Here is a 12,693-nt window from a genome sequence, read left to right as displayed (position 1 = left end):
GTACTGGCTGTGACTAATCACGAAGATAATAATTTTTGAAAGCAATTCACAACATTGAACATCGGATCCGTTTTCTCCGGGAGGCTGTGACTAATCACGAAGATAATAATTTTTGAAAGCAATTCACAACACAGCTTGGGGTTTTAGAAAAACATGCAGAGCTGTGACTAATCACGAAGATAATAATTTTTGAAAGCAATTCACAACCGAAATCAGAAGCATCTTTTGCTAATGCACGCTGTGACTAATCACGAAGATAATAATTTTTGAAAGCAATTCACAACGAAAGAACATCCGGGGAAGTACTGATCTGAGCTGTGACTAATCACGAAGATAATAATTTTTGAAAGCAATTCACAACAGCTTTACTTTCTACTTTTTTTGTGAACGTGCTGTGACTAATCACGAAGATAATAATTTTTGAAAGCAATTCACAACTAATAGTAAATCTGGATTAATTGGTTCTCCGCTGTGACTAATCACGAAGATAATAATTTTTGAAAGCAATTCACAACGGTTTAACGAATGAAGAATTTGCCAATTACGCTGTGACTAATCACGAAGATAATAATTTTTGAAAGCAATTCACAACCTACTTCATCATATTCCTCAATATAAAGATGCTGTGACTAATCACGAAGATAATAATTTTTGAAAGCAATTCACAACAAAAGCAAAAGATACTACAACATCTTTAGAGCTGTGACTAATCACGAAGATAATAATTTTTGAAAGCAATTCACAACTGGTAAACTGAACCTCTCTCTCACGTTTATGCTGTGACTAATCACGAAGATAATAATTTTTGAAAGCAATTCACAACTGGTTGTTAAAGTTGCTTTGTTGATGTATTGCTGTGACTAATCACGAAGATAATAATTTTTGAAAGCAATTCACAACAGCCAACTACGGGACTTGAACCCGTGACCTGCTGTGACTAATCACGAAGATAATAATTTTTGAAAGCAATTTACAACCATTTCGCTTGATTTAAAATTTGTTTAGCCGCTGTGACTAATCATGAAGGTAATAATTTTTTTAAGCAATTCACAACTGATGATGCTATGAATTTAATCCGCTGTGCGCTGTGACTAATCACGAAGATAATGATTTTTGAAAGCAGTTCACAACCCTCCTTATCACCATAATCCCGAACCAACTACTGTGACTAATCACGAAGGCAATAATTTTTGAAAGCAACTCACAACTATGCAATGTCTCGTGAAAGATTTTTAGGCTGTTGTAGCTGATCGGAAAAATAGTAATTTTTGCAATTCATAATCGTTCACCCATTACTATTGCCATTGTTATTTCCAATGTAGCACCTTTCAATTTTTAATACGAGAAATTGTTTTCTCAAAAATATAATTGGTTTCTAGTTATAGCTCAAATAACTATTTTCTTAGCTATATCCAATGATATGGTTTATCCTTACGATTAATATAGCAGTGCATCTCTTCTTTTTTAAGTTCGGGGAAAAACTCTATAGCTTTATCAATTGCATAATTTGGCAGGAAATGGATTTCGTCACGAATTGCTTTGAATACTTTTTCGTAAGTATAAAATTCTACAATTCTATCAATGTCGTTTTGATTACCACGTTCAACAATACGGGCAATAATTGATTTATAGGCTTTATCTAAATCCATCGCATCTAAATCAAAATCCCAAAAAAATGAAGGATCGATATCAAAGCATGGTCTTTTTTTATTTCCTTTTTTCATAGTATAAATTTACTGAATAATAGTGATATATGAAAGTTTAGCGCTTGAATCTACGTACCTTTTGTTTATTATTTTGCTCTTTGATTTCAGTAAATTTCAGTAATGGGTTATGTACTGATTTTTTTAATCTCTCTTCTATCTTTTGCCAGGTTATATCTTTACCTTTTATCATCTTGACTTGTACATTCCTATCAATACTGTCATGATGTAGTAAACTTAAGGCAGCAAGTGAGGGATTTCCTCCGTACTTTTTTTGATAAAAATCAAGATAAGTCTTAAGGGAATTGTGTTCCAGTAGAAAATGCATATCAACGAAATCTTTTATTCTGCTTCCATCTTGAAATATAGCGTGAAGTTTCATAGCGCCTATATCCTCAAGGGATGCCAACCTAATGTCTTCTTTTGTTATTATTGTAGGCAATTGCCATTGATACTGATGGGCAAGGATATCGACCTTGATTTCAGATATTTTCAAAAGTAAGGTATTTTCAAAAGTATTTTTAACTTCAACAGGATAGTTATTCGAGAGATAGTTTAGGATAGACTTCTCATTAAACGGTTTGGTTGTAAACAGATCAATATCAATACTTAAACGATGACCAAGCATTAGACTGAGTGCGGTGCCACCTACCAAGGTAAAATCCTTTAGTCTTTCCTCTTTCATCAGTTTCTGAAGAAGTTCCCACATTTCGGTACTGACAGTTTCTTTATGTAGCATATTTCATTTTTCAGAAAATTAATTCTGAAAGTGAGGTATGCTTCTACAAGGACTTTACAAGGAACTATTTGGCTTTGATTATCAATGAAAGCTAAATTATCAACCTTTTATTGATGGATATATTAATAAATGGAATTACAATTTTTGTCTGTTGGTAGTTAGTATCTGCATACTGATACAGCCAACTTAAATTTTAGCATAGTTTTTTCTTCCTAAAATTCTATTTTAAGAATGGATTTATTGTCTGTTAAATGCGTGCGATTTCGACAACTATGTGGAAAAGTTAGGAGCTCATTCGCAACTTTGAAAGTCCTTACGTCCTAACAAAGTTGCTGCTTCGCTCTGTGAGACTTTTTTGTTCAGTATTTTGATAGATTTTCGTTTGTAAAGTTGTTGGTTTTGGGAGCTGTTGAGAAGCTTTATTGTTAAACTAAACTTTATTTTTTTATTACTGTGACTTTAATCTACGGCACTTTTATTTTAGGATTTCTTTTTGTAAATAAGTGTACAAGTTTAATAATTCAGTGCTATTTAAATATTATACTCAATAAATAAAAAACGACAAGTTCTGTCGTAGTGAGCTTTTATTTTTGTAGTTCGATATAACATTAATTGGTAATACATATGTTACAAAAATGAATGTAAATATGGGGTTTTTACGGAGTATGTGTATAAATTATTAATAATACTTTTATCCCCTCAAATATAGCACAAGCCTATGAAAAAAAATTATCTCTGTGTATTCACTTTATACACAGTCCTGGGTATCTCTGCTCAGGAAGTGGTATGGCAGAAAGACATCAAATCCTCTACACAGGATTTTTTAAGCCAGGTCACCACAACAATCGATCAGCAGTATCTGATCACGGGAAGCTCAATTCAGAGCGATAAATTACAACAAACCAGTAAACAGAACAATGGTTATGATTTCCACCTGGTAAAACTTAACCAGCAAGGGGAAGAGGTTTGGGAAAAATACTTCTCAGGACAAAATCATGATTATCTCTCTGCTACTGTTACCACACAGGATGGCGGATTTTTAATTTCAGGTACCACATTCTCTGGGAAGGGGCTTGATAAAAAGGATGAGAGTAAAGGTGGTTCAGACATCTGGCTCATCCGTTTGGGTGAATTTGGTGATGAGTTATGGCAAAAAACATTAGGAAGCTCTTCAGACGAAGAAGCAAGGTCAGTCATTCAAACTACAGATTTAGGATTCTTTGTTGCCGGAAATGTACAAAACGCTGCGAAAAGTTACGGTTCCAAAGATGTTTTGATCACCCGACTTGACAAAGACGGAAAAGAATTATCCCAACTTGTTTTAGGTGGCCCTGGATTAGATGAAGTGGAAAAAATGATTCCAACACCTGACGGTGGCGCACTACTCGGAATTTATTCCAGAAGTGGTGCCGGTGGTTCAAAAAAGACGGAAAACTATGGAGAAGGAGATTTTTGGGTGATAAAACTTGATAAAAACTCGAAAGTAGAATGGGAAAAGAACTTTGGGGGGAAAGGTGATGACCACATAAGAACCCTTGCTTTAACTTCCGACGGTTTAATGATCGGTGGGGAGTCCAGATCGGAACGATCAGGAAATAAAACGGCAGGTATTAAAGAAGGAACAGACTTATGGCTTATTTCTTTAAATGAAAAAGGTGATGAACAGTGGCAAAAGTCTTACAACTTCGGTAATCGTGATGTCCTGATGGGAATGAGCGCAATTCATTCCGCAGATGACAAATCTTCTAAAGGAATTCTATTAGGAGGTTACACTCAGGCTGAAGGAAGAATACAGACTGATGATGAGACTTTTTGGCTGCTTTATATTGATCAGTTAGGGAACGAATCATGGAGAAAATATATCACCGGAGAATCCAGAAAGAAGGAAGAAAGGCTTTCTGATTTAAAACTGAACAGAGATGGCTCAATTATTCTTGCAGGAACCAGTGCCACAGAATTAGGTAAAGAAAACTGGAAGATTGTAAAGCTGGGAGACAAGCAGATTGATCAGCTCATTGAAAAATATGACATCAAAATCTATCCCAATCCAGTATCTGACTATGCTTATATAGAAATAGGAAGCTCATTCAAGGAGGCTGATATTCTCTTATATGATATGAGTGGAAGACAGCTGCAAAGCGTAAAAACCAAGAACAAAGTAACTAAAATTAATACGCAGGCTCTGGTACAAGGGGCTTATGTAGTGACTATAAAAACTGATACTGGTAAAACAGCGAATGCCAAATTAATTAAGAAATAGAACACAATAATGAAAAGAAATATAACCAGTTTGTTTTTTTGCCTGTCCTTAACTACAGCAATAGCACAAACTACGGGAAGCAAACAATCAACCCTTCCTAATATTATTCCGCCCTCTGCGGAGTCCTATAAACTTGGCGCTTTTGGAAATCTTCCGGTAAGCCTTTTTACAGGGAATGCTAATGTAGATATCCCTGTTACGTCGTTTGATACTGAGAATATTAATATTCCGATCAGGCTCAATTATTTTTCCAATGGACTCAAAGTAGACGATATGAACGGTTCTACAGGACTCGGCTGGAATCTTGTTTCCGGAGGAGTAATTACCAGAGTGATAAGAGATCTTCCTGATGAAGACAATCAGTCCAATATAAATATTCCGACTAATATTGGAGATTTAGGCGCTAATACTACAGCTGCCATGCAGTTTTTCCAGGATGCTTCTTTCGATGATATAGATACAGAGCAGGATTTATATATGGCGAGCTTTGGAGGGATGCAGATTAAATTCGTATTTGATAAAAAAGGAATCCCGGTTATTTATTCCCAAAAAGATGTGGTCATAGAGGGGACAAGTGGAGGAAATTCTTTTACCATAACGGTAGATAATGGAACCAAATACTATTTTACAGATAAGGAAACAACTTCCAACCGTACTGCTGGGGCAGGGCATTCCCTTATATCCATTTCTACAACAGCCTGGTATCTGACTAAAATTGAGGATGTAACCAGTGGAGAAATGGTATTTATTGAAAATGTGGATGGCGGGTATACCGCAACGATGAGCCAATCCCAAACTTTATCTTATACATCTCCTAACGCAGGTCCTATGACGTCTAGTTGTGGAAACCCTGCATTTATCCGTTATCCACAGGTCAGTGAGCTGATCAGTCATAATCAGACCGTTACCGGAAAACAGATTAAACGAATTTATAGTAATAATCCTTCCTATGGAGAAATTATTTTTGATTATCTGCAATCGGGAGGAAGTGGAGATTATAAGAGACTGCAAAAAGTTACTAAAAAGGTTAATGGCAATATCATCAATGATGTTACGCTCAATTACAATCTTACTGCTAATAACCGTCTGTTTCTTACTTCTGTAGTAGACAGTGTTTTAAATACCACCTATGGATTTCAGTACAATTTACCTGATGTATTTCCTCAAAGGCTTTCCTTTAGCAGAGACAGCTGGGGATATTATAACGGAATGATCGACAATACCAACCTGGTTCCTTCCATACCTGAAGTATCAATGTGGAGTTCATACAACGGAGCTGCGCAGCAGGTTAGTCCACAAAATACGGCTATTGGAATACTTCAAAAGATTATTTATCCAACTAAGGGATCAACAGAGTTTGTCTACGAAAACCATACTGCAATTGAGAAAAATGTGATGTTGAGCCCCTCTGAAAGAACAGGAACTCAGATCAAAGCCACGGCAGATGATACTAACGGGCACGTTGAAAATACAGTGCCTTTTACCCCGCTCCGAACAGAAGATATTACTCTGGGAGGGAGTGCCCAGTTTAACAGCTCGTGTGATCCTGCCGAGCAGGTTACCGGAAAGCACCGGGCAATTGTTAGCCTGCTCAAAGCTAATGGCCAGGCTGTCCCATTATATTTTAAAACTTCTACCGGGATTGTTACCAGTGCTGGTAATTCGGTTACTTTTCCTACCAACAATGGAGCAGGTCTTTTTGCCCATGTTCAGAAAGATGAGCCTTTAACTCTTAAACTTTGGACCCTATTTGTTTGTACCCGCTCTACGGCGTCAGCAAGTTATACAACCAAAGAGGCTGTTTACGGAGACAAAGAAGGACCAATTGGCGGCCTGAGAATTGCCAAAATTACAGATGCTACAGAAAACGGAATGGCCACAACCAGAAAATTTGTTTACCGTGATTTGAATGAACAAAATACGGAAGCTGTTGTATTGAGAACCCCTGCATTTCAGGAACAGCTTCTCTTTACAAGAACTTGCAGTACAAATAATCCCAACCTTCCAAGTGGATCTGTACCTACAGGGGTAGAAAGATTTCCCTATACGATGGTAACTTCTTCCAATATCAATCAGCTGTTTGCTACTCATCCCAATGTATTTTATAAAACGGTTCAGGAAATTGTAGAGGGAAAATCTAATATTATTCATCAATATTCTACCAGTTCAGATGATTTTGGAAAAGTAATTTATGGGGACAATATCCGAAACTCCGTCTGGACCAACTTTGGCTGGAATAACGGGCGCGAAATTTTTACCAAATACCTTGATGCCGGTAATAATATGGTACGTACTGTTGAAATGAACTATGAAGAAGATAATAGCAGAAAATATCAGGTAGACGGCTTTTCGATCAGAAAAAATTATGATAATCCTGTTACTAAGAATGAGACAAAACTCTGTACAGCCGAGGATGTAGTAAAAACCATTTCCTATACCTATTGTACTGCCAGTCACTCTCACAAATACAATGCAGTAGATGGGTATAAAAACTGTCAGGCATCAGGGGCTCAAAATACGACTCAAACGTATAATGATGTCTGTTTTGGTAAGCCTGTAGGTCTGATTACCTATGAAGATAAACTGGATAACCTTGACATCGTACAATACAAAAATATCTCTCATTTTGAATACCTGAAGTCCCAGAAAACGATAGATTATCTGAATGGAAATGCAATGAAGACGGAAACCCAGTATTTCTATAACAATCCAAAACATACCCAGATTACATCACAGAAAACAATATTCCCAGATCTTTCTACAACAGAAAAAACGTATCAGTATGCCTACGAAAAAGGAAACCAGCTGATGATTGATAAGAATATGGTAAGTATTTCTTTGGAAGCCAAAACCCAGCAAACTGTAGATAATATTACCAAAGTAACATCAAGGGAAGAAACGAGCTATCCAACCGCTCTCCCTCACGCGATTACCGGAAATTTAGTGCTTCCATTGTCTGAATATTCTTATGATACTCTGAATCCTGCCATTTCCTCAAAGGATATTACCTATGAAAAGTATGATGAGAACGGAAATATTTTGCAATACAGGGAAAAAGACGGTACACCGGTAAGTATTGTCTGGGGGTATAACAAAACCAAACCGATTGCAAAAATTGTAGGAGCCACTTATAACCAGGTCGAAGGTCTGATTACTAATATCGTAGCTAAGTCCAATGAAGATGCAGCTGATCCTACCAAGGAAGCCGAGCTTTTATCAGCCCTTGATGCCTTCCAACCGGTGGGAATGATTACCAAGTATACCTATGATCCTTTGGTGGGAGTAACTACTATTACGCCACCATCGGGAATAAGAGAGCTGTATGTCTATGACAGCGCCAAACGCTTGAAGCAGATCCAGGTAAGAGAAAGAGATAATGCAGGAACATACAGTTTTAAGGTGGTTAAAGAATTCAAGTATAACTATAAACAGTAAACACAATGAAAAAAATAAAATTATTAGGTCTGCTGTTTACAGCAATGGCAACCTATGCGCAAAGTACAACAGAAAACTATATACAATCCAAAACCTGTCTAAGCGGTGACTGTACTAAGAAAACAGAGACCGTTACCTATTTCGATGGACTGGGAAGACCCAAGCAGATTGTCAGTGTAAAAGCGACTACCACGGGAAAAGACCTGGTTACCCCTATTACCTATGACGGGTTTGGAAGACAGGATAAGGATATCCTTCCTGTTCCGGCTACTACACTCAATTCAGCCATTCATACCGGGATTGTGAATGAAACTGCTGCTAATTCTTATTACGGTGTCACCAATGCCTACACAGAAAAGGAAATTGAAAAATCTCCCTTAGACAGGGTAAAGCATTTGGCTCAGCCGGGTGATCCCTGGAAGATGAGCAGCGGACACACCCAAAAATTTAAATATGAGGTAAACCTTGGGACAGAGGTTAAGAAATTTATTACCAATACTACTACTGGTACGGTAGGAACGGATAATAAAACCATTTCTTCGGTTTCCATAGCATCAGGAAGTGGCTTTTATGATGCAGGGATATTATACAAAAATACGGTTACCGATGAAGATGGAACTCCTGTCATACAGTTTCAGAATGGGCGCGGTGAGACGGTACTGGTACGCAGAACAGACGGGACACAGAATATTGATACCTATTATGTCTACAACGAATACTGCCAAAAGGCATTTGTGATTCCGGCTCTGGCAGTAAAGAAGATTGAGCAGAATAATAACGTTGTTACTACAGATATTCTGAATACCTATTGCTACCAGTACCGATATGATGGACTAGACAGGCAGGTAGAAAAAAGACTTCCTGGAAGGGATGATTGGGAATCTGTGGTGTATGATGCTGCAGACCGCCCGATACTTACCCAGGATGTAAACCTGAAAAATAAAGGACAATGGATTCTTACCAAATACGATGCTTTGGGTCGTGTTGCCTATACGGGACTTATGTCAGGAGGAGACAGGGCTTCTATGCAGAACCAGATCGGTACACAGGTGATCAGTGAAGACCCGACTGCCAATGGATTTGCCAAAGATGGCATTGTATTGTATTATACCAATAATTTCCTTCCGGGTTTTACTAAACTGCTTACCGTCAATTACTATGATTCTTATCCAAGGGATGCAAAGGAGTTTCCACCTGCAAAAATTCTTGATCAGTATGTTATTAATGAAGACAAAGCAGTTAATGGAGGTATAAGTACCCAAGGTCTGCCTACAGCTTCTTATGTAAAGAATATTGAAGATGATAACTGGACCAAAACTTATTTCTATTACAATACCAAAGGGGGAAAGGTAGCAGAGAAAAGCTGGAACCATTTAGGAGGATATACCAAAAAAGAATTTAAGCTTGACTTCTCCAGTGCTGTGGATGAAAGCTATACCTATCACAAGAAAGGAAGTGCTGATGCAGAAGTGGTGATCAAAGAAAGTTTTGTATATGATGACCAGAAAAGGCTGTTGAAACATTATCATCAGGTGAATACCCAGAACGAAGAACTACTGGCGGAAAATACTTACAATGATCTGGGACAGCTTATTAATAAAAAGACAGGAAATTCTACCGGTACACCTTTACAGTCTATAGACCAGACCTACAATATCAGAGGATGGCTTACCAAAGTGAATGATCCTACGAACTTAAACGGGAAGCTTTTTGCCTATGAAATGAAATACCATAATCCTGCTTATTCTACCGTTTCTACAGGGAAATACAATGGGAACATTGCAGAAATAGACTGGTCAAGCGTTGATAATGGGACATTTAGAAGATATAATTATCAGTATGATGGATTAGACAGACTCAAAAATGGAATCTATTCTGAACCTAATGCAACAGTTCCACAGAATAATTATTATAATGAAGCGCTGACCTATGATGTAAACGGGAATATCCAGACCCTTAAAAGAAACAGATTTTTGACGGGGATTGGAACACAACAGATAGATGACCTGAGTTATATATACGTAGGGAACAGGCTTAGTACTGTGACTGATGCTTCAGGGAATTATGCAGGCTATCCCGGTTCTGTACCAACAGCAATTCCTTATGATGGTAACGGAAATATGACCAGCCATGAAGATAGAGGCATGTTGCAGATAGATTACAATTACCTTAATCTTCCCAATTACATAAAATTTAATAAATTATACAGAACTTATGACTTTGCTAACACCTATAACGTCAATACAAAATATCTGTATAATGCTGCGGGAGCCAAGCTAAGAAAAGTTTATACCTCAGGAACAGGAAGGACACAAATTGAAACCATTGGTAAAACAGACTATCTGGATGGATTTCAGTATACCAATGATGTATTAGATTTTGTTCCAACCTCAGAAGGGTATTATGACTTTGTTAAAAATCTGTATATTTACAACTATGCAGATCATCAGGGAAACATCAGATTAGCGTATTATAAAGATGCTTCCGGTAACCTAAAAATAGACAGAACAACTCACTATTATCCTTTTGGATTAGAGTTTGGTGGAGACTGGAGTACTTCAAATTCAGTTACTCCAAACTATAGATACTCTACCCAAGGACAGGAAAAACAAACGGAAACAGGATGGAGTTCTTACCGATGGCGTAACTATGATGCTGCAATGGGCAGGTTCTTTAATGTAGATCCGCTGGCAGAAGATTATCATACATGGTCTACCTATGCTTTCAGTGGAAACAGAGTTGTAGATGCAAGGGAGCTGGAAGGTTTAGAGCCTAAAAAAGTAAATGAAGTTAGTCTCCCGGATGATCCTATAGAGTTTGCGGAAATGATTGGCGGAGGGATTAATAGTCTAAGAGCTGCGGTCGCTAATAACGTGGTAAGAACATTTAATTTTACCTCAAATGATGCTGTAAGAAATAAATATGTAGTTGATGAAGATGGTGGTTTGACTTTACTTACTGGGGTTCCTAAAGAATCCCTGAAAGAAAAAGTAGTGAATGGAGCTCTTGATTGGGGTACTATAGCTCTATCTGTAGCTGGTGGGCCTGAAGGAATGTTAACAGTACAAGGTGGAAAAGTTCCGGCTCTCAAGGCTGTAGAAGAAGTTAAAAATTTACAAAAAGCAGGAAGAACTGGTAAACAGGCAAGACTAAGAGAGTTAGCTGAAGAACCTAAGCTAGGGAAAGCTGATAAAGGTTGGCTAAAATCTGATATAAATAAAGTTGCGCAAGGAAAGAGAACTACAATCAGAAATCCTCCAGGAAAAGATTTGGCTCATGAAAGGGGACGAGAGGCAGCAAAAGGCTACTCCTATAAATATTCTCATCTGCAAGATAGAACTTTGCATAGGAAGCAGCACAAATATGATAAGGGAGGAAGAAAGAATAAAGAAAGACCTGTAGAAGGAGAAAAATAAAATTAATATTATGCATAGCAAAGAAATTGAAAACATTTTAAGATTAGAGCCTATTAAAAGATATGAATACTTTATTAAGAAGGCTGCAGACTTTGAACAACTTTGGACAATTATTGATCAGGATGGGGATTATGTTATTTCAGAAATTGATGAATTTAATCTTATATCATTTTGGCCTGCTGAGGAGTTTGTTACATTATATTTGGAAAGAGGTTGGGACGATTGCAAACCTATCAAATTAACTTTAGATGATTTAAAAGAAAATATATTCGATATTATTAATTCTGAAAATTATTTAATTAATGTATTTCCTGTAAATGGGAAATCAGGATTTGTAGTAAATCTCGAAGAATTTAATCGAGATTTACAAGAAGAGCTAGATAAGATAGAATAATCCTGCTGTTGAGCGTCCCGCTCGTATCAAAAATAGAATAATAACAGCCCTTGCAGAAATGCAAGGGTTTGTTTTAATCTATTTGGTTTTTATAATTTAAAAATATATGATAATATACAAAGGAATTCAAATATATATAATAGATAATCTTTATTTGGAAACAAAGGAATTAGATTCTTATATATCTAAAGAAATTAGAGTTGCCATTGGTAATAATCTATCCGAAAACTATATAGAGGTTATTAAATATATTATAGATTATATCGTAGATAGTAAACCAATTATTTCTGAAAATCACAATATTGGCTACTATTCATGGCTTTTACAATTTAGGATGGATGAAGATAATTGCTATGATCTATATGAAGCAAACGCTGACGGCAGCAGTTTTAATAAAGGTTGTGATATGGCAATTTCGGTTGTTAGGCAGCAAAGCGAAACATGTTGGCAGCAGAATCTTATTCCTCTTTTTCCAAACTTCAACCAGTCAGTTGTTATATCAGATGGTGTTTACGAAGGAAAGGATATTGAAGGAATTAGATATGACTCACCTCAAGATGAGAGTGGATGGTACCTTCTCACGGATGACTATAATGACGATATTAAGTCATTAAAAATGGTGCATTTTTATCATGTTGCTTTTGCTCGTCCTGATATTTTAAAGTACTTGGCAATACCTTTCGGATACAGATTCCTTATGGAAGAAGGAAAGATAGAGATACGACAGGATGAGCCGGAATAGTTTT

Annotated in this window: 7 protein-coding genes and 1 CRISPR repeat array (1 of these 8 running past the window's edge); of the genes, 5 read left to right on the top strand and 2 right to left on the bottom strand. The window is 36.9% G+C overall.

Annotated elements, in window-relative coordinates; all coding sequences use genetic code 11:
- Positions 1–1,208: a CRISPR direct-repeat array (repeat unit 47 nt; unit sequence GCTGTGACTAATCACGAAGATAATAATTTTTGAAAGCAATTCACAAC); it reaches 225 nt to the left of the window's first position.
- Between the two features lie 198 nt (positions 1,209–1,406).
- Both FW781_RS09005 and FW781_RS09000 read right to left on the bottom strand, forming a co-directional pair.
- Positions 1,407–1,724 (bottom strand): DUF6922 domain-containing protein, encoded by a 318-nt coding sequence (locus tag FW781_RS09005; protein ID WP_149387086.1) that lies wholly within the window; start codon positions 1,722–1,724, stop codon positions 1,407–1,409.
- 37 nt (positions 1,725–1,761) lie between these two features.
- Positions 1,762–2,442, bottom strand: a complete 681-nt coding sequence (locus tag FW781_RS09000) for a nucleotidyl transferase AbiEii/AbiGii toxin family protein (RefSeq protein ID WP_149387085.1) — start codon at positions 2,440–2,442, stop codon at positions 1,762–1,764.
- Between the two features lie 718 nt (positions 2,443–3,160).
- Here FW781_RS09000 and FW781_RS08995 point away from each other — a divergent pair.
- From FW781_RS08995 to FW781_RS08975, 5 genes are all read left to right on the top strand, one after another.
- Complete coding sequence (locus FW781_RS08995) at positions 3,161–4,702, top strand: T9SS type A sorting domain-containing protein (RefSeq protein WP_149387084.1); 1,542 nt, start codon at positions 3,161–3,163, stop codon at positions 4,700–4,702.
- Between the two features lie 9 nt (positions 4,703–4,711).
- Positions 4,712–8,137, top strand: a complete 3,426-nt coding sequence (locus FW781_RS08990) for a hypothetical protein (RefSeq protein WP_149387083.1) — start codon at positions 4,712–4,714, stop codon at positions 8,135–8,137.
- A 5-nt stretch (positions 8,138–8,142) separates the two neighbouring features.
- Positions 8,143–11,553, top strand: coding sequence for a DUF6443 domain-containing protein (locus tag FW781_RS08985; protein WP_149387082.1), 3,411 nt, complete (start codon positions 8,143–8,145; stop codon positions 11,551–11,553).
- 10 nt (positions 11,554–11,563) lie between these two features.
- Complete coding sequence (locus tag FW781_RS08980) at positions 11,564–11,947, top strand: DUF2750 domain-containing protein (protein ID WP_149387081.1); 384 nt, start codon at positions 11,564–11,566, stop codon at positions 11,945–11,947.
- 106 nt (positions 11,948–12,053) lie between these two features.
- Entirely contained in the window at positions 12,054–12,689 is a 636-nt protein-coding gene (locus FW781_RS08975; protein WP_149387080.1) for an immunity protein Imm33 domain-containing protein, read from the top strand.
- Positions 12,690–12,693: the final 4 nt, after the last annotated feature.

The sequence above is a fragment of the Chryseobacterium panacisoli genome (assembly GCF_008274625.1).
GTDB lineage: Bacteria > Bacteroidota > Bacteroidia > Flavobacteriales > Weeksellaceae > Chryseobacterium > Chryseobacterium panacisoli.
Note: the sequence above shows the minus strand (reverse complement) of the source record. Positions and strands in the feature narration are given on the sequence as shown.